Annotated in this window: 19 protein-coding genes, 1 tRNA gene and 2 pseudogenes; 8 read left to right on the top strand and 14 right to left on the bottom strand. The window is 72.0% G+C overall.

The annotated features are described in order from the left end of the window. Positions 1-239 precede the first annotated feature (239 nt). From trmB to ACZ37P_RS06060, 3 genes are all read right to left on the bottom strand, one after another. Entirely contained in the window at positions 240-1,109 is an 870-nt protein-coding gene (trmB, locus tag ACZ37P_RS06070; RefSeq protein ID WP_467345079.1) for a tRNA (guanosine(46)-N7)-methyltransferase TrmB, read from the bottom strand. Between the two features lie 158 nt (positions 1,110-1,267). Next, entirely contained in the window at positions 1,268-2,518 is a 1,251-nt protein-coding gene (lhgO, locus tag ACZ37P_RS06065) for an L-2-hydroxyglutarate oxidase (protein ID WP_355336277.1), read from the bottom strand. 227 nt (positions 2,519-2,745) lie between these two features. After that, entirely contained in the window at positions 2,746-4,161 is a 1,416-nt protein-coding gene (locus ACZ37P_RS06060) for an MFS transporter (RefSeq protein ID WP_188283634.1), read from the bottom strand. Positions 4,162-5,131: 970 nt separating this feature from the next. On the opposite strand from ACZ37P_RS06060, the gene ACZ37P_RS06055 reads away from it, so the two are divergent. The 5 genes from ACZ37P_RS06055 (at position 5,132) to ACZ37P_RS06035 (ending at position 12,838) form a co-directional block, all read left to right on the top strand. Then, positions 5,132-7,441, top strand: a complete 2,310-nt coding sequence (locus ACZ37P_RS06055) for an asparagine synthase-related protein (protein ID WP_467345078.1) — start codon at positions 5,132-5,134, stop codon at positions 7,439-7,441. An 870-nt stretch (positions 7,442-8,311) separates the two neighbouring features. Continuing rightward, the gene (locus tag ACZ37P_RS06050) at positions 8,312-9,523 is read left to right on the top strand and encodes a DNA polymerase III subunit delta' (protein WP_391042814.1); all 1,212 of its coding nucleotides are present in this window, start codon (positions 8,312-8,314) and stop codon (positions 9,521-9,523) included. A 431-nt stretch (positions 9,524-9,954) separates the two neighbouring features. Beyond that, on the top strand, positions 9,955-10,995 hold the full coding sequence (locus tag ACZ37P_RS06045; protein ID WP_467345077.1) for an alpha/beta hydrolase: 1,041 nt from the start codon (positions 9,955-9,957) through the stop codon (positions 10,993-10,995). A 96-nt stretch (positions 10,996-11,091) separates the two neighbouring features. Then, entirely contained in the window at positions 11,092-12,657 is a 1,566-nt protein-coding gene (locus ACZ37P_RS06040) for an alpha/beta hydrolase (RefSeq protein WP_401716804.1), read from the top strand. A 107-nt stretch (positions 12,658-12,764) separates the two neighbouring features. Beyond that, a tRNA-Thr gene (locus ACZ37P_RS06035) sits at positions 12,765-12,838 on the top strand. Between the two features lie 336 nt (positions 12,839-13,174). On the opposite strand, the pseudogene ACZ37P_RS06030 reads toward ACZ37P_RS06035, so the two are convergent. The 7 genes and pseudogenes from ACZ37P_RS06030 to ACZ37P_RS06000 form a co-directional block, all read right to left on the bottom strand. Continuing rightward, positions 13,175-13,306: pseudogene (locus ACZ37P_RS06030) on the bottom strand (tyrosine-type recombinase/integrase); the annotation flags it as partial. A gap of 163 nt (positions 13,307-13,469) precedes the next feature. Next, positions 13,470-13,787: a hypothetical protein gene (locus ACZ37P_RS06025; protein WP_401309654.1), complete on the bottom strand. Its 318-nt coding sequence runs from the start codon at positions 13,785-13,787 to the stop codon at positions 13,470-13,472. A 16-nt stretch (positions 13,788-13,803) separates the two neighbouring features. After that, complete coding sequence (locus ACZ37P_RS06020) at positions 13,804-14,391, bottom strand: class IV adenylate cyclase (protein WP_467345074.1); 588 nt, start codon at positions 14,389-14,391, stop codon at positions 13,804-13,806. A gap of 7 nt (positions 14,392-14,398) precedes the next feature. Then, positions 14,399-15,067 (bottom strand): class I SAM-dependent methyltransferase, encoded by a 669-nt coding sequence (locus tag ACZ37P_RS06015; RefSeq protein WP_467345073.1) that lies wholly within the window; start codon positions 15,065-15,067, stop codon positions 14,399-14,401. Continuing rightward, the gene (locus tag ACZ37P_RS06010; protein WP_467345071.1) at positions 14,985-15,623 is read right to left on the bottom strand and encodes a P-loop nucleotide/nucleoside kinase family protein; all 639 of its coding nucleotides are present in this window, start codon (positions 15,621-15,623) and stop codon (positions 14,985-14,987) included. The genes ACZ37P_RS06015 and ACZ37P_RS06010 overlap by 83 nt, the downstream gene beginning before the upstream one ends. Further along, a complete protein-coding gene (locus tag ACZ37P_RS06005) occupies positions 15,616-16,521 on the bottom strand; it encodes a radical SAM protein (RefSeq protein WP_467345069.1) in 906 nt (301 codons plus the stop codon). The genes ACZ37P_RS06010 and ACZ37P_RS06005 overlap by 8 nt, the downstream gene beginning before the upstream one ends. Positions 16,522-16,628: 107 nt before the next feature. Beyond that, on the bottom strand, positions 16,629-17,315 hold the full coding sequence (locus tag ACZ37P_RS06000) for an HAD family hydrolase (protein ID WP_467345067.1): 687 nt from the start codon (positions 17,313-17,315) through the stop codon (positions 16,629-16,631). Between the two features lie 97 nt (positions 17,316-17,412). Here ACZ37P_RS06000 and ACZ37P_RS05995 point away from each other — a divergent pair, with 97 nt between their 5' ends. After that, the gene (locus ACZ37P_RS05995) at positions 17,413-18,186 is read left to right on the top strand and encodes an XRE family transcriptional regulator (protein ID WP_467345066.1); all 774 of its coding nucleotides are present in this window, start codon (positions 17,413-17,415) and stop codon (positions 18,184-18,186) included. Continuing rightward, positions 18,173-18,640, top strand: a complete 468-nt coding sequence (locus ACZ37P_RS05990) for an NUDIX hydrolase (RefSeq protein ID WP_467345064.1) — start codon at positions 18,173-18,175, stop codon at positions 18,638-18,640. The genes ACZ37P_RS05995 and ACZ37P_RS05990 overlap by 14 nt, the downstream gene beginning before the upstream one ends. Here the strand turns inward: ACZ37P_RS05990 and ACZ37P_RS05985 are convergent. The 3 genes and pseudogenes from ACZ37P_RS05985 to ACZ37P_RS05975 form a co-directional block, all read right to left on the bottom strand. Beyond that, a complete protein-coding gene (locus ACZ37P_RS05985) occupies positions 18,622-19,206 on the bottom strand; it encodes an HD domain-containing protein (RefSeq protein WP_467345062.1) in 585 nt (194 codons plus the stop codon). The genes ACZ37P_RS05990 and ACZ37P_RS05985 overlap by 19 nt on opposite strands. Before the next feature lie 77 nt (positions 19,207-19,283). Then, a pseudogene (locus ACZ37P_RS05980) lies at positions 19,284-20,416 on the bottom strand (IS3 family transposase). A gap of 251 nt (positions 20,417-20,667) precedes the next feature. Further along, positions 20,668-21,081 carry a hypothetical protein gene (locus tag ACZ37P_RS05975; protein WP_467345061.1) on the bottom strand — a complete coding sequence of 138 codons (414 nt, stop codon included), beginning with the start codon at positions 21,079-21,081 and terminating at the stop codon, positions 20,668-20,670. A 309-nt stretch (positions 21,082-21,390) separates the two neighbouring features. Here ACZ37P_RS05975 and ACZ37P_RS05970 point away from each other — a divergent pair, with 309 nt between their 5' ends. Beyond that, entirely contained in the window at positions 21,391-21,990 is a 600-nt protein-coding gene (locus ACZ37P_RS05970; protein WP_467345060.1) for an HNH endonuclease family protein, read from the top strand. Between the two features lie 353 nt (positions 21,991-22,343). On the opposite strand, the gene ACZ37P_RS05965 is transcribed toward ACZ37P_RS05970, so the two are convergent. Continuing rightward, positions 22,344-22,514: a hypothetical protein gene (locus tag ACZ37P_RS05965; RefSeq protein ID WP_391159500.1), complete on the bottom strand. Its 171-nt coding sequence runs from the start codon at positions 22,512-22,514 to the stop codon at positions 22,344-22,346. Positions 22,515-22,532 lie beyond the last annotated feature (18 nt).

The raw sequence follows: 22,532 nt of genomic DNA, 5'->3' as shown, positions 1-22,532 counted from the left end.
GTGACCGACGCTGCCCGGCCCGAACGGGCGGGTCAGGGGCGGTTCCGGCGGCGGCTCAGGGACCGGGCCAGGGACGAGACCAGGGACGGGCCAGGAGACGGTTCCCGGAGCGCGCGCCGGTCGCGTACGCCGGACGTCCCCGCGCCCGTACGCGCCCCGTGCCCGTACGCCGGACGTCCCCGCGCCCGTACGCACGCCGCGCCCCACGCGCCTACGCAGGACGCCCCCCGCCGCCTCCCTCAGATACGGGTGAACAGCAGGTCGCGTACGACGTGCCCCTTCGCCAGCCCCTGCCGCTCGAACTTCGTCATCGGCCGGAAGTCCGGCCGGGGGGCGAAACCTTCCGCCGGGTACCGGTTCGCCAGCCCCGGCTCCGCCGCCAGCACCTCCAGCATCTGCTCGGCGTACGGCTCCCAGTCCGTCGCGCAGTGCACGACCGCGCCGGGCCGCAGCAGCGGCAGCACCATGGCCAGGAAGTCCGGCTGGATCAGCCGCCGCTTGTGGTGCTTGGCCTTCGGCCAGGGGTCGGGGAAGTAGACGCGCAGGCCCGCGAGCGAGGCGGGCGGCAGCATGTCCCGCAGCAGGACGACGGCGTCGCCGTTGGCCACGCGGACGTTCGTCAGGCTGAGGCGGTCGGCGAGCGCCAGCAGATTCCCCTGGCCGGGGGTGTGCACATCGACGGCCAGGATGCCGGTCGCCGGGTCCGCCGCCGCCATCGCGGCGGTCGCGTCCCCCATCCCGAAGCCGATCTCCAGCACCACGGGCGGCTCGGGGTCGCCGAAGAGCGCGCCCGGATCCAGCGGCGCGCCGTCCAGCTCCACCCCCCACGCCTCCCAGTGCCGCTCGATCGCCGCGGCCTGCGCCTGCGTGATCCGCCCCCGCCGGGCATGGAACGACCTGATCCGGTGCTCCTCCCGCGACCCCGCCGGATCGGGCGCGGGCCCGCTGGGAAAGCGCTGCTGCTTGCCGACGCCGGTGACGGCCTTTCCGGCAACGGCTTCCGTGTCGGCTTCCGTGACGGATTCCGCTACGGCGACGGCTACGGCATCGGTCTCGCGTACGGCGGGCGCGCTCGTACGCGTGGCGGGGGGAGTGGGTGACGTGGACACAATGCCGTCGATTCTACGGGGCGCCCGCGGCCCCCCGGAGCGGCTGCCAGCGGCGTACGGGCTCACGTACCGGTGCGCGGACGCGCCGCGTAAGGCCAGGTCCGGGGCCGTACGGCGGCCGGGGGCGCAGGCGCGAACCGTGAACGCCGTCCGCGGGGCTACGCGGCGCGCAGGGCCTCCAGGGCCCGACGGGCGACCTCGCGGCCGATCGGGAGCGAGGCGGTGGCGGCGGGGGAGGGGGCGTTGAGGACGTGGACGAAGGGGGCGGTCCCGGCGAAGAGGAAGTCGTCGACGAGGGTCCCGTCGGGGAGTACGGCCTGGGCGCGGACTCCGGCGGGGGCCGGGACGAGGTCGCCGGGACGCAGCGCGGGCAGCAGGCGGCGGGCGTCGGCGGTGAAGGCGCGCTTGGACAGCGAGCGGTGGATCTCGCCCGCCTCCTGGCGCCAGTGGCGGCGGGCGATCCGCCAGGTGCCGGGGAAGCGGGCGGTCGCGGCGAGGTCGCGCAGCCCCACGGTGCCGCGCCGGTAGCCCTCGCGGGCGAGCGCGGGCACCGCGTTCGGACCGAGGTGGACGCCGCCGTGCACATCGCGGGTCAGGTGGACGCCGAGGAAGGGGAAGTCCGGGTCGGGCACCGGGTAGACAAGACCGCGCACCAGCCCGCGGCGGACCGGGATCAGCTCGTAGAACTCGCCGCGGAAGGGCACGATCCGCATGCCCGGGTCGTCCCCGGCCAGCTCCGCGATCCGGTCGCTGTGCAGCCCCGCGCAGTTGACCAGCACTTTCGTACGGATCTCGGGGCGCGGGCGGCCCTCGGCGTCGCTGCTGCGGACGGCGACCAGGCCGTCGGCGCGGCGCTCGATCGTACGGACCCGCTCGCCGTAGCGGACCCGGCAGCCCGCGTCCCCGGCCAGCCGGGCCAGGGTGGCGGCGACCTCGCGGAAGTCGCAGATGCCGGTGGTGGCGACGTGGATGGCGGCCAGCCCCGCGACCTTCGGCTCGTACTCGGCGATCTGGGCCGGGCCCAACTCCCTGACCGGGATGCCGTGTTCGCGGCCCCGCTGGACCAGGGCGTGCAGCCGCGGGAGTTCGGCCTGGGCGGTGGCGACGATGAGCTTGCCGGTGGTCTCGTGGGGGATGCCGTGCTCGGCGCAGAATTTGCCGATCTCGGCCGAACCCGCCAGCGCGTACTGGGCTTTGAGGGAGCCGGGGCGGTAGTAGATGCCGCTGTGGATCACTCCGCTGTTGCGGCCGGTCTGGTGGCGCGCGGGGCCCGGTTCCTTCTCCAGGACGGTGACGCGGATGCCGGGGGAGGCGCGGGTGAGCGCGTAGGCGGTGGAGAGGCCGATGATGCCCGCGCCCACGACAAGGACATCCTCCGGGCGGGAGGCGGGTGCGGTGCTGCGGGTCATGACGCCTCCTGCCTGTGGGGCCCTCATAGCCCGGCGGCCCGCTCCTCAAACGCCGTACCGGCCGGAAACCGCCGGACGGCCCGGAATTCGCTGCTGGCGCATCCGCGCCGCCGCTACGCCCGTGCTGCCGGCCTTCCCACGCTGCTGGCGCATCCGCGCCGCCGGCCCGCCCGCCCGCGCCGCCGGTCCGCCCGCACGCGCCTGCCCGTCCCGCCCGGCTGAATCGTTTACGCCGGGGCCGCGAGCAAGGGCCTGGCCCGCTCCCGCAGCTCCAGCACCCGCGGCTCGTCGTTGTACGGCTCCAGGCGGTGCAGCAGGTCGCGGACGTACTCCGTGGTGCGGGCCGAGGAGATGCGGCCCGCGACCTCGACGGCCTTGGTGCCCGCGGCGCACGCGGCGTCCAGGTTCCCGGACTCCAGTTCGGCGACGGCGGAGACGACCAGGCGCAGGCCGTGGGAGCGGACGAACTCCTCGGTGGGCCGGGCGAGGGCCTGCTCGGTGAAGCGCTGCACCTGGCGCGGGACGCGCAGGTCGCGGTAGCACTCGGCGGCGTCGGCGGCGAGCCGGTCGTAGGAGTAGAAGCCGAGCCACTGCGGGTCGGCGTCGCCCTCGCGGGAGCGCTCGAGTAACGCCTCCGCGGCGGCCAGCGAGGCCCCGCAGGCGGCAGCCTCGCCCGCCTTGGCGTGCGCGCGGGCCTCCACGAGATGGAAGAAGCTCATCGTGCGGGCGGTCGCCAGACCGCGGTTGCGCTCCAGAGCGGCCTGGGCGAGGTCGACGCCCTCGTCGGAGAAGTTGCGGTACGTGGCCTGGAGCGACATCGAGGCGAGCACGTAACCGCCGAGCGGTACGTCGGCGGCGGCGCGGGCCATCCGCAGCGCCTGGATGTAATACCGCTGGGCGGCCTCCTGTTGGCCGGTGTCGAAGGCCATCCACCCGGCGAGACGGGTGAGTTCGGCGGTCGCGCCGAACAGCGCGCGGCCCACGTCGTCGCTGTAGGAACCGAGCAGCAGGGGCGCCGCCTCGACCCGCAGGCACTCCGGGACCATGCCCGAACGCCAGTCGCCGCCACCGTACTTGGAGTCCCAGCGGCGGGCGTCCTCGGCGGCTTCGCGGAGCTTGGTCACGTCGTTGTGACCGACGTGGTTCATGCCCGGCGCGGGCGCGTCGCGGGCCACGGTGGCGTCCGCGGGGGTGATCAACCAGCGCGACGCGGGGGTCACGTAAGCGCTCACTGCGAAAGATCCGGCCAAGCTCTGCCAGATGCCGGTGCCGCCGGGTCCGCGCCGTCCGGCAAGATCCAACCGCCACAGATCGGTGGCCGATTTCACCGCCTCGCCGACATCGCGCGGGAAGGCGAGGCCGACCTCGGGCGCCGGGTCCGCGTCGGCCAGACCGATCTCGTGCAGCGGCACGGGACGGCCGAGCTTGGCGCCTATCGCCGCCGCGATCAGATGCGGCGCGGCGCCCTGCGGGACCATGCCCTTGGCCACCCACCGGGCGACCGACGTCTTGTCATAACGCAGGGTCAGGCCGCGTTGGGCGCCCAAGTCGTTGACCCTGCGGGCCAGTCCGGCGTTGCTGATGCCCGCCAGAGCGAGAAGGGTGCCGAGCTTCTCGTTCGGCCCGCGGTGTTCTCTGTTCACTGCGGTTCACCTCGTGATGCCGCTGGGGGGCAGGCCGGCCGGCCTGGTCTTGTCGTGGGGTACGGGGGTCACCCTCCCCTGGAGCCCGATTCAGCCACCGCGGTGACCGCTCGGCGGCCGGTGCGGCGCATGCGCCGGACACCCGAGCCGCGCGTACGTGTGCGAACCGGGTACACCCAGCGTAGTTCGCCGCATCCCGACCGTTAAGAGTCTCGTCCCGGATGGCGAGATTCCTGCCCCTTACTCGCCACCTCATTGGACCGTGCTCCCGGTATATGTGGCCGTGCGCCCGGCCGTGCGCTCTGTGCCGTCCGGGACGGCGGCGCTTGCATAGGGTCCGTGGGTCGGCCCGCGGCCCCGGCAGGCGGCTATGGCGGTGGTACGGCGGGCCAGGGGGTTCCGTTGCCACAATCCCCGCGGGCGGCGGACCGGCCCGGGAGGTGCGTCAGCGCCCTCCCGGGCCGTGGACCTCCCCTTGCGCCGAAGCCTCCCCGCGACGGCGCGCCCGCGCCCGGCCCCGCCCGCGCCGCCCGGCGTCCGCGGGAGGTGCTCCACCAGCGGTCCACACCTGCTCCACACCTTCTCCACGGCCCTCACCACTGTCTCCTTCACCACATTCACCGCCCCCGCCCGCGCCGGAACGTGCCCTTAATGTCCCGCATGCCGACCTCGAACGGTCCTCAACCGGTCCCTGGTCGCGTACGTGGCTTTCCGGCATATCAACTCCGGCATGTGCCGCAGACTTTGGCGCGAATCAGACGTTTCGGCTGATGCGTGTTTCACACTCGCCTCGCGGCTGCCCTCAGCGCGCGACCCGGCGCTCCTTGGTGCACCCATGCGCCGCTTTGCGCGCCTTCACGTGGCAGCATGGTCTTTCGGACGTCAGACGTGGCAGCGAAGCGGTAGAGCAGTGGGGCGGCGGCAGAGCGGCCCCCCGCGTACCGGCTGTCCACAGCCTGTGGAGGCGGCGATGCGGTGGTTGGTGGGGTGGAGCAGTGCCACCGCGGGTCCCGTTCCCGGCAGCAGGACCCGTACGCTCCTGCCCGTCGGTGCCCAACTCCTGTGGTCGGAACCGGATCCGCTGTGGGCCGTCGGTGACTGGCGGCCCGACGAGGTCCGTGTCGTCCAGGCCGATCCGGGCGGCGGCGCCGCGTACGCCTTCGGTGGCGGCAAAGGTGCGGCGTACGGCTCCGCGGGCGCGGCCTACGGGGACGGTTACGGCGACACGTACGGCGGGGCGGGTGCCGCGTACGGCGACGGCGGCGCGTACCGCAACGGCGGCCGGGGCGGCGGCGGTTCGAACGGCTCCCACAGCAACGGCTCCCATGGCAACGGGCACGGCGGGGGCGCCCCGCACACCGTCGCCCGGCTCGCCGTACTCGGCCGATGCGGCGCCAGCGACGCCGAGTTGCGGCTCGGCCTGGTCGCCGCCCGCGGCGGCGCGCTGCGCCATCTGACGGCCTGGTCGGGCAGTTACACCGCCGTACTCCAACTCGGCCGCCGCATCACCGTGTTGGGCGACCTCGCCGGTGCCAGGCCGGTCTTCCACACCCGTTGGGCGGGCGGTACGGCGTACGCGACCGCCGCCCTCCCGCTCGCCGACCTCATCGAGGCCGGGCTCGACGTCACCCACCTCGCCGCGCTCCTCGCCTGCCCCGACTCGCCCGAAGCGCTCGGCGACGGCACCCCGTACCTCGGCGTCCGCCGCGTCCCGCCCGGCCACGCGCTCATCCTGCGCGACGGTGCCCCGGAGATCAGCGGCTACGAACAGACCGCCTCGCTGGCCGTCGGCCACCAGCCCACCAACAACGCCGACGCCACCGCGGCCGTCGAGGGCATACGGGACGCGCTCGTCGACGCCGTACGCGCCAGGCTCTCCCAGGCCCGCTTCGTACCCGACCCCGGGGACGGGCCCGCGCCCGGCATCGGCGCCGACCTCTCCGGCGGCAGCGCCTCCGCGACGCTCGCGCTGCTCGCCGCGGGGCTGCCCGGCAACCCCGGCATGCTGCCCGGCGCGCCCGGCTCCCTCGCGGGCGAGCGGCTGCTCGCCGTCACCTTCAACGACCTCGCGGGCGGCGGACCTCCGGGGTCCTCCGGCGGGGAGCCCTCGGGCGGCGGACTCCACTCCAGGGAAGCGCAGTTGGAGCGGGCGCGGATCATGGGCGCCGACCCGCGGCTGCGGCACGTCGTCGTCCCCGGCGGCCCCGAGGCGCTGCCGTACGCCGACCTCGGCGGCGGCGCGCTCACCGACGAGCCGGCTCCCTCCCTCGTCGACGCCGAACGCAACCGGCGGCGGCTCGCCGCGGGCGGCGCCGACCACCTCATCGGATACGGCGCCCGGCAGGTCCTCGACGCGCATCCCGCGCGGCTCGCCGACCTCCTGATGGACCGGCGCCGCCGCCACCTCGTACGGCCGGTGGCCGCGCTCACCCGCGCCGACGGGGCCCTCGGGCACCCCGCGCTCGTGCCCTTCACCGTGCCGATCACCGTCTACCGCGCCGCCCGGCGGCTCGCCCGCACCCCGTATCAACAGGGTGTGGAGGACGCGGCGGCGCGGCTCCAGCGGCACGAGTTCGGCTCCGCCGGCAGTGGGCCGCTGGCCGCGTCCCTCGCCGCGATGACCTGGGTACGGCCGGGGCCCGCCGCCCGCTGGCTCACCGGGGAGGCGCTGGCCGAAGTGTCGGTACGCCTCCAGGACGCCGCGCGGCGGCCGTGGCCGATGGACCGGCCGGGGGAGCGGCGCGCCCGCGCCGTGCTGGCGCGTACCGCCGCGGATTTCCGCGCCTTCGAGCAGGCCGCGGCGGTGCCCAGCCAGCGGCTGCACGCGCCCTTCCTCGACAACCAGGTCGTCCGGGCCTGCCGGGCGCTGCCCGGCGCCCTTCGCGTACGGCCCGGCGCCCGGGCCGACGTCCTGCGCGACGTCCTCGAAGGCGCCGGGGTCCGTGACCTGCCGCCGGGGTGGGGCGCCAACTCCCACTCCACCGCTGCCGCGGCGGCCCGCACGGGGTTGCGCTTGGCGCTGGACGACCTTCTGGACCTTTTTGACGCGCCGCTGCTTGCCGATGCCGGGCTCATCGACGCTCGCGTGGTGCGCTCCGCGCTGGTCGCTGTCGCGGACGGGGGTGGGGTGCCGGCGGATCTCGACGGGTTGGGCGACCTTGTCGCCACTGAGGTCTGGCTGCGGCGGCTGCTTGCGCGGAGGGGGTCGTGCTGGACCGATCCCGCCACTCCCACTGATCCGCGCGCCCTCTCTTCCGGCGTCCAGCGCCTCTCCCTCTGACGTCGCGTTCTCCTTTTCCCGCCCGCCCACCCGTGCGGGTGTTTTTTCGTCTGCGGGTGCCGCCTGTGCCTGGGTCGGTGCCGGTCCGGGGCACCTCCTCGAAATGCGGCTACCTGGTCTCCTGTATCCGGCACCCTCCCTGTCACCGCATTTCTGCGGGGGCACCCCGGCCCGTCCCCTTCCGGTCCGTCGGCGTCCGGCGGTCCGGTGGGGGTGGCCGGGGAGGTTAGGGGGTCTTCTCAGCGTGCCGCCCTGCGCCGGTGACCCCTCCCGGTGGGGGCCCTTCCCCAAGCGCCCCACGACGCCCCTGCGCCCACCCCACTCCGACACCCCTCACCCCTTAGGTCCCGCACCTCCCCCCACCAGGCTGGAGGGGGTGGTGTGAGGCCCCCTTCCGCCCGCCCCGCCGGGAGGTCGGGGGGCGCAGGGGTCGGGCTCCCACCCACCCCCCTGCCCGGCCACCCCCACGGACCGTCTGGCGTACAGGTCCGGCACCCCACCCGCCCCCTCCTCCCGCCCCGGGTGGACGGTCGGTCGCGCGGGGGCCGCACCCCCACCCACCCCCTCCCTCCTCAGCCACAGCGGACAGGCGGGCGCCGACGGGCGGGGAGGGGACGGTGCGGGGTGCCCCCGCAGGGGGACGAACGGGCAAGGGCAGAAGCGAGTGGAAGTGGCCGCAGGTTCGTCGCCCGAGGAGGTGCCCCGGGCCGGGACCGACGAGGCACAGGCGGCACCCGCAGACGAAGAAAGCACTCGCACGGGTGGGCGGGTGGGAAGGCCCAGGCACCGCAAAGGCGCCCACCCCTGTCAGTGGGGTGACGCAGAATGGTCCTCGGGGAACCGACGGGGACACGGCGAAGGGAGGTCGACATGACGGTATGGGACGACGTCGTCGGCCAGCAGCGCGTAGTCGCGGAGCTTTCAGCGGCGGCGGCAGACGCAAACGCCTTGGTGACGGCCCACGAAGAAGGCCGTCCACAACCCGAGGCGTCAAGAATGACGCACGCCTGGCTGTTCACCGGCCCCCCCGGCTCGGGCCGATCCACCGCCGCCAGAGCCTTCGCCGCCGCACTCCAATGCGTCAGCCCCGACCGAGCCCTCGGCGCCGCCCCCGGCTGCGGCTTCTGCGACGGCTGCCACACCACGGCCGTCGGCACCCACGCCGACGTGGAATTCGTCCGCACGGACCTCCTCTCCATCGGCGTCAAAGAAACCCGTGACCTGGTGCGGCGCGCCGCGCTGTCCCCGGCCGGAGGCCGCTGGCAGGTCATCGTCATGGAGGACGCGGACCGCCTGACGGAAGGCGCGGGCAACGTACTGCTGAAAGCCGTCGAGGAGCCCGCCCCCCGCACGGTGTGGCTGCTGTGCGCGCCGTCGGTGGAGGACGCGCTGCCGACGATCCGTTCGCGGTGCAGGCTGCTGAGCCTGCGTACGCCCTCGGCCGAGGCGGTCGCGGACGTACTGATGCGGCGCGACGGCATCGACCCGGCGCTGGCGGAGCGGGTCGCGCGGGCGACCCAGGGCCACATAGGGCGTGCGAGGCGGCTGGCGACGGACGAGCAGGCACGGTCCCGCCGCGCCGCGGTGCTGCGCGTACCGCTGCGGGTCGCGGACATCGGCGGGTGCCTGCGCGCGGCGCAGGAGTTGGTGGACGCGGCGCAGGAGGACGCGAAGGCGGTCGCGGAGGAGGTCGACGGCAAGGAGACCGAGGAGATGCGGGCGGCCCTCGGCGCGGCGGCGGGCGCGGGCAGCCGGATGCCGCGCGGCACGGCGGGCGCGATGAAGGAGCTGGCGGACCGGCAGAAGCGGCGTTCGACGCGTACGCAGCGCGACACCCTCGACCTCGCGCTCACCGACCTCGCCGGTTTCTACCGCGACGTGCTGTCGTTGCAGCTCGGCTCGGCGGTCGGCATCGCGAACACCGAGGTCCGCGAGGGCATCGAGCAGATCGCGTCGTCGTCCCGGCCGGAGAACAGCCTGCGCAGGATCGAGGCCGTGCTCGCCTGCCGCGACGCCCTGGACCGTAACGTCGCCCCGCTGCTGGCGGTGGAGGCCATGACCCTGGCGCTACGAGCGGGCTGAGGGCCGAGCCGCGGCTCGGGGTCCGTCCGCCGGAAGGGTCCCGGCGGCCGGGAGGTTCGTCCGCCGAAAGGGCACCCCGGCGGTCCGGGGTTCGTCCGCCGGAAGGGCACCCCCTTGGTCCGTCCGGGTGATCCCGCCCCCGCCCCCGTAACGTCTCCCACCCCACGGCCCGCAGCCGTTGCAAGGTGCAGACAGCGTTCCCGCGCTTCCGCCGCCGTACGGAATCACCAACCGCCCCGGGGGTCATCCCACCCCGAGGACCGACCCGAGGACCCGACCAGGCCCAAGGGTCCGGCCCAAGGCCCCGGTCCAAGACCAAGGCCCAGGCCCAGGCCCAGGAACCTGGTCCAAGGCCCCGGCCCGAGGACCAGCCCCCCGTACCCGGCCGCACCGTCCCAGCGGGAGCGCACCCGCACCCGAGGGGTTCCGCCGTGGCCGACGTCGTCCTGTCCGTCCTGCTGCTCGCGGCGACCGCCGCCGCCGTACTGCTGGCCCACCGCGCCTTGCGGCACTGGTGGTCAGAGCGCGCCGGGCGGCCGTACGAACTGCCCGCCGACCGCCTCGGCACCGCCCTGCGCGCGGGGGCGGCCGGGGTCGCGGCGCTCACCGCCCTGTCGCTCGCCGTGCCGCTGCTCAGCGACTCCCGCGACACCGGCCGCGCCGACCGGGCCCCCGCCGGGGAGTCGGGCGAGGCCACGGCCACCGTGCCACCCGCCCCCAGCCGTACCCCCGCCCCCGCCCCGCCGGCGCCCGAGATGCGTACGGTCGGCCACCCGGCGGGCGGCACCCTGATGGAACTGCGCGACGGCATCCGCGTCTGGCTGCCGCCGCGTTACGAGTCGACGGGCGCGGCGAGCCTCGCGTACCCCGTCGTCCTCGCGCACCTCCCCGCCACCGGCGCCCCCGACCTCTACGAGGGCTTCGCCGTACAGGCCAAGCGCGGCCTGGCCAATCCGTTCCTGCTGGTCATGCCGCGCGACTGCGGTCAGGACCCGGTCGCCGTCCTGGCGGAGGCCGCCCGCCACTTCCGCGCGCTGCCCGCGAGCGGCGCGCACGCCGTGATCGGCCTCGGCGCGCAGGCGCCCTGCGCGGTGCACGAGGCGCTGAGCCACCCGGGCCGGTACCGCGCCGCCGCCGGGATCTCCGGTACGTATCCGCCGCTCGCCCCGGCAGCGGGCCCGCATCCGGCCCTGCTGCTGGCCGCCACCACCGGCGAACTGGCCCCGCGCGCCTCGGCGTTGCGCCTGCGCGCCGCCCTGCGCCCGCGCGGCGACCAGGTCCGGATCATCGATGGCGTACGGGTGCGGCGCGAGATGTACGCGCTGGTCGCGGGGTATCTGACGGAGAAGCTGGAGGGGCCGAGCCGTAAAGCCGCCTCGGCCGTACCGAAGCCGCGCGGCACCTCGGCCGTACCGGAAGCCCACGCCGCGACCGGGGCGGCGCCCACCCCCACCCCCCTCAAACGCTCATAATCGTGCGTATCACTCGTAAGGGGACAGCTTGAGCGTCTGTCCCCGCCCCCCGGCCGATACGCTCGCAAGCACCCGACGGGAGGATCCGAGCCGCCGATGCACTCCAAGCGCCTGCTCCGCATCCCGGCCACCGTGATCGCGGTGACCGGACTGCTGCTGTCCGCATGCACCTCAGAGGGGGGCGGGCACAAGGCCGCGGCGTCGTCGCCGGTCCCCGCCACCACCTCGCTCACACCGCTGCCGTCCGAGAGTCCCGCGGACCTGGCGCCGTACTACGGACAGAAGCTGTCGTGGCACGACTGCGGCGTCCCCGGCTTCCAGTGCTCGACCATGAAGGTCCCGCTGGACTACGCGCACCCCGTCACCGCCGACGACCTCAAGCTCGCCGTCGCCCGCAAGAAGGCGACAGGCCCCGGCAAACGGCTCGGCTCGCTGCTGGTCAACCCCGGCGGCCCCGGCGGCTCGGCGATCGACTACCTCCAGTACGCGGCCCTCGGCTACCCGACCGCGGTCACCTCGCGGTACGACATGGCCGCCGTCGACCCGCGCGGCGTCGCCCGCAGCGAGCCCGTCGAATGCCTCAGCGACCCGCAGATGGACGCGTTCACGGCCGTCGACACCACGCCCGACGACAACGCCGAGGTCAACAAGCTCGTCACCGCCGACCGCGGCTTCGCCAACGGCTGCGAGAAGCGTTCCGCCAAGATCCTCGGCCACGTCTCGACCGTCGAGTCCGCCCGCGACATGGACATCCTGCGCGCGCTGCTCGGCGACCAGAAACTGACGTACGTCGGAAAGTCGTACGGCACCTTCCTCGGCGCCACCTACGCCGGGCTCTTCCCGCAGCGCGTCGGCCGTCTCGTGCTCGACGGCGCCATGGACCCCTCCGTCGGCGCGCTGGAGAGCAGCCGCGCCCAGGCCGGCGGCTTCGAGGTCGCCTTCAAGGCGTTCGCGGCGGACTGCGTCAAACGCTCCGACTGCCCGCTCGGCACGACGTCCACCGACGACGCGGGCAAGCACCTCGACGCGTTCTTCGCCTCCCTGGACAGCCACCCGCTCTCCACCGGCACCAGCCGCCCGCTCACCGAGGCCCTCGGCACGACCGGCGTCATCGCCGCGATGTACGACGAGGGCGCCTGGCCGACCCTGCGCGGCGCCCTGGCCAGCGCCCTCAAGGACGACGGCGGCCCGCTGCTCAAGCTCTCCGACAGCTACTACGAGCGCGACGACAAGGGCAAGTACAGCAATCTGATGTACGCCAACGCCGCCGTCAACTGCCTCGACCTGCCCCCGGCCCTGTCCTCCCCGGCCGACGTCGAACGCGCCCTCCCCTCCTTCCGCGCCGCCTCCCCGCACTTCGGTACGACCCTGGCCTGGTCCTCCCTCATCTGCGGCTACTGGCCCCTGCCGTCCACCGGCCACGCCCAGCGCATCGAGGCCAAGGGCGCCGCCCCGATCCTCGTCGTCGGCACCATCCGCGACCCCGCCACCCCGTACGCCTGGGCCGTCTCCCTCGCCTCCCAGCTCTCCTCCGGCCACCTCCTCACCTACGACGGCGACGGCCACACCGCCTACGCCCGCGGCTCCGACTGCATCGACACCGCCGTCAACGCCTACCTCCTCGACGACACCGTCCCCCCCAAAGACCAGAAGTGCACCTAACCCCTGACCTGCACCCCCCTTGATCCCCCAACGGTCCGAACCACCCCCCGGAACCCTGTAGACTTGGCGCCGCTGCGCCTGCCACCCTTGGTATCCAGGCGCAGCGCGCCGCCTTAGCTCAGTTGGCCAGAGCAACGCACTCGTAATGCGTAGGTCTCGGGTTCGAATCCCGAAGGCGGCTCCGAAGAACCCCAGGACTCACTCGCCGTGACCTGGGGTTTTTCCTTTTCCGCGCCCCGCCACGTCCGACCGTCCGGACGGCGCTGAGCGGCTTGCGTGAGCGAGGCGTGAGCGGAGCGCTTTTGGATCTAGGTTTTGGGCTTCTTCCGCTGGCCTTCTTCTTGGCCCTGGCCTGGGATTCCTTCGCGGTCTTCCGCGCCTGCTCCGCCTCGGCCTTGCGCTGGAGGGGGACGAGCTTGGCGGTGGCTTCGGCTGCGCTTCTGCCGACCTGGGGGAGGACGCTCTGGTAGATGTCGCGCGTGATCCGGGTGTCGCTGTGCCCGAGGGTGTCGGAGACGACCTTCACGTCGACGCCGGCGGCGAGCATGAGGGTGGCGGCGCCGTGGCGGAGGTCGTGCAGCCGGACCGGTGGCAGGCCGGAGGCGGCCACGGGCCGCTCGAAGAGGTCGGTGACCTTGCCGGGGTGCAGCCAGGAGCCGTCCTCCTGGGCGAAGCTCGGAGGGGTCCACCATGCGGTGGACCCCTCCGAGAGAAGGACTGCTCAGCGGACCTGACCGCAGCCGTTCCATCCGGGCCGGGCGAACAGTTGCCAAGTCAAGCCTGGCGACGTCGGTGCCGCGCGCCACCGGCCCTCACTGGCGAGCGTCCCGGCTCCGGCGGTGGACTGAACCGGGCTGCGCCGGGCCGTCGGTGAGAAGGATTGCCTGCCAGACCCGTTCCTGGAGTTCGTTGATGCAGGGGCCGCAGGCGTACATCGGTGCCTGGGCTCCGGCGACGTTCGCCGGGCCGATCCACAGGACGCGGGTCCACTGCTGGCCGCAGAACAGCCAGCAGTAGCCGTCGGTCCAGTCATTCCCGTCGTCGGTCGTCGCTGGTTCCGGGAGGCCGCCGCGGGCGAAGGCGGCGATCCCGGGGATGACGCGATGCTGGAGGGAGAGTTCCGTCAGCACGGCTGTGCTCCGGCAATCACTGACGTTGCGAGGCCGTCGCGGGCTCGCCGTTCTTCCCGGCGTCCGAGAAGAGGAGGGTCGGTTCGGCGAGGATGTCGCGATCGGCTTCGCTTTTGTAGATGGCGTCGACGCTGCCGAAGCGGGCGTTCGCGTAGTCGAGGCCGAGGCGGGCTGCGGCGTCGCGGACGGAGGGTTCGTCGGGTCCTTCGATCTCCAGGAAGGTGGGGAGGTCGGGCCAGGTGTCGAAGTCGAAGGCGACGTCGCCGAGTTGCCATTCCTCGCGGAAGTTCTCCTGGTAACGGACCTCGCGCAGGCCGAGGTTGGTGAGGATCTCTGCCATGGCGTGGAGGTCACCGACCTCGGTCTCGATCTCGGTAGTGCCGTGGATGGACGTGGCGTCGGTGACCTGCTTGAGGGTGAGGGTCGTGCGGGTGCCCTCGTTGCGCAGGCGGACCCACTGGGAGCCGTCGAGGACGTCGCTCTCGAAGATCTTCCGCGTGAGCAGGGTGCGGGGAAACGCCTGGACCGCGCCCAGGGCCGCAAGCTTGGCCTGGAGCCCGGCGACGTCAACGGCGAGGAACTTCGCTTCGTACTCGTGCTTCATGATCGCTTCATGCCCTTTCAGGGGTCACAGGGTTGGTGCGGGTCGCCAGGAGCAGGCCCATGCGGTGGGTGTGCGGGTGGGGCTGGCCGATGTGCGGGCCTTCGACGTACTCGCCTGACCGCAGGGTCAGTTGGACGTTCCAGCCGTCGGAGAAGAGCGGGCTGAGTCGTTCGGGAGACGTGTAATGCTCACTCAGGTGCTGTCGGGCGGTGACGGGCATCATGAACTCCGCGCCGAACAGACAATGGACGCGCACCAGGCCCTGCATGCGGGTGATGAAGTCGGCCAGGGGGCGGTGGTGGTTGGCACTGTAATGCCAGGAACAGCTCGTCCAAACGGCGTCGTACTGCGCGTCGGCGGGCAGGCCGGCGTCGAGGAAGTCCCCTTCCACGATGTCCACGCGGTCGGACAGCTCTTCCTGTTGAAGCCGCTCGGTCAGGCCCGGGGCGTGGGCCTCGGTGCCGTCGGGCAGGCGGACGAGTCCACCCTGAAGGGCTACCGGGTCTCGTTCGATCGCGGTGACGCGGTGGCCGGCTGCGGCCAGCGGCAGAACCAGCCTGCCGTCGCTCGCTCCGATCACCAGCACGGTGGCGTCAGAGCCAGCGTGTTCCGACAGGGCCGCGCGGAACTGGGGGAAGAAGGTGAGGGTGTGCTCCCACCGGCTCAGGGTCTGCACCGCTGACTCCTTGGGCAGTGACGTCGAGGATGGCGTGGACGACCTGTTCGGGCGTGCGGCCCGTGGTGTCCACGCGGTGCATCGGGAAGGGGGCGTAGGCGTGGGTGATCTGTTCGGCGACCTCTTCGGCGAGGCCGTCCCAGCGTGAGGTCGGCTTGTGGCGGGCGGCGAGCCTGCGGCGGCGTTCGCTCTCGTCGCACACGAGGCTGTACGTGACCGGCTCCGGCAGATCCGGCGGCAGGGTGATGCCGAGGCGGGAGCCGTAGGCGCGGTGGTTGGCGAGGCAGCGGGCGAAGTAGCTGTCCACGACGACCGGGGTGCCGGCGGATAGATGTGCGCGGATGTCGTCGGTGGCCGCGAACAGTGCGGAGAGGTAGAACGCCATCCGGGCTTCTACGTTGTCCCGTGCGTCGATCTCCTGGCGCAGCGACTGGTAGAGCGCGGGCACGGTGGGGATGAGGACGGCGCCTCGGGCTGCCGCGAGTAGCGGTGCGACGGTGGATTTCCCGGTGCCGCGTAAACCTTCGAGGCTCTCGAAGAGCGGCTGCCTAGGCACGGGCGTAGACCACGCCGGGCACGGCGAGGGCGAGTTCATCGGTGGCGGAGGGGCGGTGGACGACGTGCCCGGCTTCCTTGTCGTACCAGAAGGCATGCGCGTCCTTCCCGACCGCCTTGCAGGACATCGTGAGCGCGCCGCGCGGGTCGGCCTCGATCCGGGGGATCGCGGCGGCGCCGCTGAGCGGTTCGCAGACCTCGGGTGGGTCGACCTCCGACAGATCCTCGTCCACGATGACCTCGATGGTGAGGTCGTCGGCGGCGCGGAGCTGCTCACGCAGGCGGCCGTACGCGGCAGTGCCGCTGATGAGGAGTTCGGGGTGATGGGCGGCGTTGCCGACCGGCCGCAGGTGGTGGAGCTTCAACTGCCGCGCGCCGTAGTCCTGGAGGGTGCGGGCGAGCGGCAGGACTTCGTCGATGTTGTGGGCGTTGACCGTCATCGTGGCGCCGGTGGGGATGCCAAGGTCGCGGGCGTGGGCCAGAGCGGACAAGGCTCCCTGGTAGCTGCCGAACTTCCGGATGGCGTCGTTGGTGGTGCCGTTGCCCTCCAGCGAGATCCGCAGCAGGTCGAGGTGCGGGGCGATCTCGGTGAGGCGGCGTTCGATGCGGTAACCGTTGGTGCAGATCTCCACGTGCAGGCCCAGCTCCTGCTTGGCGTAACGGACGACCTCGGGCAGGTCCTTGTAGACGAACGGCTCGCCGCCGAGCAGGTTGACGGCCTCGGTGCCGTACTCCTTGTGCATCAGCCGCATCAGCGTGATGGCCTCTTCGAGCGTGAACGCGTCGGCGTGCTGGAGGCGTTCACCGTGGAAGCAGTGCTGGCAGGCGAAATTGCAGCGGTAGAGCAGTTGCAGGTAGAGCATCCGGATCGTCTTGATGCCGGTGATCTCCGTGATCATTGTGACCTCCCTGGGCGTGGTGCCTGGTTGAGGCCCTGATCGTGGCCGGGCTGCACGGGACCGCGTCACCGCGTAAAGGGACGCGCCCAGGACGTCCTGGGACGTTTTCAGGCCCGCGCGATGTCCTCCAGGAGACGGAGGACGCGGTCGGTGTCCGACAGGTCGGGCAGCACGACGGGGGCGCCGGCGGCTTCGAGTGCGGCGGGGCTGTCGACGCCGGTGGCCACGGCGATGATGTGCGCACCCGAGGTCAAGGCGGCCTCGACGTCCCGGGGCGTGTCGCCGACCAGGACGACGGGAGTCCCGGTGGGGAGGTTGCGGTGAATACGACGGCGGGCGACATCGACCAGGTGCGGCCGTTGTTCGGCGTCGGCGCCGTACGCCCCGACCGGCAGGTCAAGGAGCGCGTCCAGGCCGAAGGCCGAGAGCTTCACGCGGGCGTTGGCGGCGATGTTGCCGGTCAGCACCGAGGAGACCCAACCAGGCTGTGCCGCAGCGGCCTTGAGCACGTCCTGCACTCCGGGCAGCGCCGTCCCACGAGCTTGGAGTGCTCCGAGCCGGTCCGCTCCCGCCTGGACGAGTGCGGCTTCGACGTCCGGCCACTCGGGCTCGGCCACACCGTTCCGGCCGAACATGTCCCGCATGATCAGGCGGTCCGTACGCCCCTCGGTGACGGCCGCCGCGACCGGACGGTTCCCCGTCACCGCCTCGTATGCGGCGGCGTAAATCTCCTTGCTCACACCGGCGTTGTCGATGAGCGTGTGGTCGATGTCCCACAGGACGATGAGCGCCATACGGCCAGCGTAGGTGCCCGTCGGGAATCATCGGTTCCGCCGACGGCCGCCCCATCGGGCTTGCTCACCTGCCTGGCCCTGCACTTGTATGGCTTCTGTGAACGAGCGACTTCACTCCGTACTCGCCCAGCGTGGCGTCACGCCCGAGTTGCTCGCCGAAGCGTGCGAAGTGGATCCCAAGACCGTCGGCCGCTGGCTCGGCGGACGCATCCCCCACCCCCGGCACCGCCACCGCGTCGCCCAACACCTCCGTGTGGAGGAGACCTTCCTCTGGCCCGCCCCGCAGGCTCTGAGCAGGCCGGCGGCCGCCACCCAGGGCACGGAGCTGCTCGGCACGTACCCGAACCGGGCCAGCGTCCCGCGCGAGATATGGCTGGGCCTGCTCCAACAGGCCCAGGAACAGATCGACGTCCTCGTCTTCTCTGGCACCTTCTTCGCCCAGAGCAACCCGCACGTCGCCCGCATGCTCGCCGCCCGAGCCGCCGACGGCGTCCGCGTACGGCTGTGCTTCGGCGACCCAGGCGGACAAGCCGTCACCATCCGGGGCCGCGAAGAAGGCATCGGCGACACCCTGGCCGCCAAAATCCGCGCCTCCCTCACCTACTACCGCTCGCTGTTAACGGTGGCCGGCTGCGAGGTGCGGCTGCACGACACCACGCTCTACACCTCGCTCTTCCGCTACGACGACACCCTGCTGGCCAACCCGCACATCTACGGCCACCCCGCCAGCGCCAATCCCGTCCTCCTCCTCAAGTGGGCAGAGACCAACGGCTGGTTCGACACGTACGCTCACAGCTTCGACGCCGTCTGGGCCGGCGCACGCCCCTGGACGCCCGACCGGGAAGAGGCCACCACACATGGGCAGGACTGAGTACTACAACGACCCCAACGCCCCCAAGGCCAACACCCTCATCCCCGCCAGCAACCTCCTGGTCGTCGACGACTCCGGCGCGATCCTCCTCCAACGCCGCCGCGACACCGGCCAATGGGCCCTGCCCGGCGGAGCCCAGGACATCGGCGAGACCGCCGCCCAGTGCGCGATCCGCGAATGCCTCGAAGAGACCGGCATCATCGCCGAAATCACCGGCTTCCTCGGCGTCTACACCAACCCCAAGCACATCGTCGCCTACACCGACGGCGAGATCCGCCAGCAGTACGAGAACACCTACATCGGCCGCCCGGTCGGCGGCGAGCCGACCATCAACGACGAGGCCGACGGCGTCCGTTGGGTCCAGCCCGACGACCTCGACGCGTACGACATCCACGCGAGCATGCGCCAGCAGATCGGCGACTACCTCGCCGGCACCTACCCCCACCTCGGCTGAGCCTTGAGCGCCGCCTCCACCCGCGCCACCGCCGCGTAGATCTCCGGCTCCGCCCGCCGAATGAACCGCCCCACAATGCTGTCCGCCCCGTACCGGCTGACGATCTCCGCAACCCGCTCCCGCGCGGTCGTCGGCTCGCCGTCGGGCGTCGTCGTCATGTCGCAATACACCAGCGCATCAACCAGCAACTGATCCTCCAGCAGCGGAAACTCGCCCTCCAGAACCGCCCGCAGCCCCCGCTCCTCCGCCTCCAACAACGCGAACGAATGATTCGCCACCAGCCGCGTCACCCGCTCATCAACCCCATGCTCATCCCGCAGAAACCGCGCCCCGTCCAACGGGTGAAACCCGGTAACAGCCAGCCGAGGCGCATACCCGACGTCATGCAGCACCGCCGCCGAATTGATGAGCGCCGCGCGGTCGCCGACGATCTCGGCTAGCGTCCCAGCGCGTGCTGCAACACCCTCAGAGTGCGCCCAGCGCCTCGGTAGTCTGCCTGCAAGCTCGTGCTGAGCAATTAGCTGTTCCCTGGTCAAGCGAGCCTCCAGCCGTAGCTCTGAACTCATACTGCATCGGGGCACGGCACGACCCCAGGCAATGCAGTCTGCCTGGGGTCTGCTGCAGCGTTGGGTGACAGATTGGGTCACGCGGCCTGAAGGGCCGGTGTGGTCATGACGGTCTCGTATTCGACGGGTGTGAGCCGACCGAGGGCGGCTTGTCCAGGTCACGATCGCGATCCGCAGTTCTTCGCGGGTGGCCCAGGTGCGTCGGTCGAGGACGTTCTTCTACAGGAGGCTGAAGAAGGACTCCATGGCGGCGTTGTCCCCGGCTGCCCCAACCCTCCCAATCGATCCGGCCATGCGATGCCGGTCCAGTGCTCGGACGTATTTCCTGGAACGGAACTGGGATCCTCGGTCGCTGTGGACAACACATCCGGCGACGTTTTCACGTCGGGCCACCGCGTTGTCCAGGGCGGCGACGGCCAGGCGGGACTTCATCCGTGAGTCGATGGAGTAGCCCACGATCCTCTTGCTGAAGACGTCCTTGACCGCACAGAGATAAAGCTTTCCTTCTCCCGTGGCGTGTTCGGTGATGTCGGTGAGCCAGAGCCGGTTCGGCGCACTTGCGGTGAAGTCGCGGCGGACGAGGTCGTCGTGAACACGCGGTCCGGCCTTCTTGCACTTGCCCCGCTTCTTGCCGAACACGCTCCACCAGCGGTTGTCCCGGCAGATCCGCCACGCGGTCCGGTCCGCCATGCCGGCTCCCACGGAACGGGCTTCGTCGGCCAGGAAGCGGTAGCCGAACTCCGGGTCCTCGCGATAGGCATCGAACAGCGCGTTCGCGCGAGCGGCCGTCATGAACTCGGCACCGGTGACCGGTTGGTCAAGCCAGCGGTAGTAGGGCGCTCTGGCGAGCTTCAGGACCCGGCACGTGACCGTGACGGGAACACCGTCTCCGGCCAGCTCCTTCACGAGCGGGTAGATCCTTTTCCCGGCAGATGCGCCTGGGAAAGGTAGGCCGCGGCCCGGCGCAGGACCTCGTTCTCCTGCTCCAGCAGCTTGATACGCCGACGTGCCTCCCGCAGTTCCGCGCTCTCCTGGCTGGACGTTCCGGTTTTTGTCCCTCGTCGACGTCCGCATGGCGCATCCACTTGAACAGCGTCATCGGATGGACGCCGAAGTCGGTGGCCACCTGCTCGACCGTCACACCCGGACCGCGGTTCCTCGCGACCCGCACGACGTCCTGGCGGAACTCTTCGGAATAAGGCTTGGGCACAGCGACATCCTTCCCACCTGCCCTACAGGACAAGCCAGTTCAGATGTCACCCGATCGTGCAGCAGCCCCCCCGCCGAACGGGCCAGCCGGTGACCGCGATGCCGGGCCCGCCGTGGGCGGCGTGACGCAGCCGGTTGCGCGGCGCAGCCAGGGTTCAGGACTGCTGGTCGTCGGACTCGCTACCGGGGCGCCGGTCCAGCGCGCGGATCAGGATCTCGGCTCGGATCAGGCGAACGTTGCCTGATGCGGCACTAGCAGTGGGGCAGACCACCAGGCGACATCCAGAACCTCTGGTCACCATCCACGTACGGCCCGTAGGTCCAGCCGGGGCCCCCGGAGGAGGTATATACATCGAGGTAGGTGCCGTTCACCATGATCCCCGAGGTGCGGTACCAGACGTCGCCGGTGGTGCCGACGGTGCCGCCGGACACCCAGCAGTCCACGTAAGCTTGCTGCCCCGGCGCGAGGATGAGGCCGTCGATCTTCTTGGAGTCCGCCCAGGGGGAGCTGTAGACCCCCGCGTGGTACTGGGTGATCAGCGTGGCCATCTGCGGGTTGGAGTCGTGAACGTTCGGATTCGGATCCGCAGACGCCTGCGAGGACGCGCCGAGGATCGATGCCCCAGCCAACACAAGCGCGCCGAGAGCCGTGATCACACGAGCCATTGAGTGTTTCTCCCAGTCCTCATAGTTGTCAGTATCCGGCGATGGGTGATGCATCCCGCTCGGATGCCGTGCGGGGCCGTGGCCCGGCCACCAGGCGGCCCAGCCGACTGTCACCCTGCTAATCGAGGCTAAGAGCTTCCGTCCTGGATCCGTCCTAGATCCGTCCTTGCGCACTCATCTGGCGGGGCTGGTGCTGGCGGGCTGCCAGCCGAAGTCCGATAGCGCGAACGGGAAGGTGCCCGCGCGGAGCGCGGGTGTCGCCGCTCCATCAGCAGCGGGTCGGCACTGGGGGCGCTGGCGAAGCTCGCGGTGAAGCCGGACGGGCCGATCTCCGGCTACGACCGGATCGCCGACTTCGGCGCGGCGTGGACCGACGGCCGAGGCGCGTCCGACGGCCAAGGCGCGTCCGGCGGCCACAACGGCTGCGAGACGAGGGACGACATCCTGCGGCGTGATCTCACCGAGGTGAAGCTCGAGGGCAGGTGCGAGGTCGAGTCCGGTGTCCTGAAGGACCCCTGCACCGGCCGGACGATCCGCTTCACCCGGGGCCGGAAGACGAGTCCGGCGGTGCGGATCGACCATATGGTGGCGCTCGGCAACGCCTGGCAGACCGGCGCGAAGGCGCTGTCGAAGCCGGTGCGCGAGCAGTTGGCCAACGATCCGCTGAACCTGACCACCGCGGACGGCCCGGCGAACGACGACAAGGGCGACGACGACGCCAGCGGTTGGCTGCCGCAGGCAGCGGCCGGATTCCGGTGCGAGTACGTGGCACGGCAGGTCGCGGTGAAGACGAAGTACAAGCTGTGGATCACCTCGGCGGAGAAGACCGCGATGGGCAGGATCCTGGGAGGCTGCCGCGGCCGGGTGCTGCCCACCGAGTCCAGCCACGAGGTCGCGCTGAAATCCTGACCTGCAAGCCCCGGGGCTTCGGTCGACCGGGTCGAGCGCTATGACCCGCCGAAGTCACCCGCCGTCGTCGTGGAACGCGGGCGCGGCGGTCCGGCGCGGCGCCGGTGCCACGTCCGGTTGACGGATCAGGAGCAGGCCTCGCTGCGGCGCCGGGTCGGGCTGGCGCCGACCCCCACGGAAAATTCAGTCTGGTGACCGGGGTGCTCGTAGATTCTGCCGCGGCCCCTCGCCCAGGACGAACCCTCGTGTGCCCTTGGGGAAGGGACGGCAGACTTCCTGCGCGGGCCGGTCGTAGATCCCCACCGACGCCCCGAGCCGCATCTCTTCGCCGTCGAAACCCACGTCGGCGGCGGTCACAATGACGTCGGTGGCGTCGCCGCAGGTGAGCAGGGGCTGAGGTCGGCCCGGGTCGCGGCGTGGACGACCGCGACCCGCTCGCCCGGCAGCCAGCCGCGGGCCAGGGCGTCGCAGACCGCGTCGTCGGCAGCCGCGAACGCGGCCCGCACGTAGCGGGTGTGGCCCACGTCGGGATCTCCACCCTC

This window comes from Streptomyces sp. NPDC024632, assembly GCF_055559175.1.
Note: the sequence above shows the minus strand (reverse complement) of the source record. Positions and strands in the feature narration are given on the sequence as shown.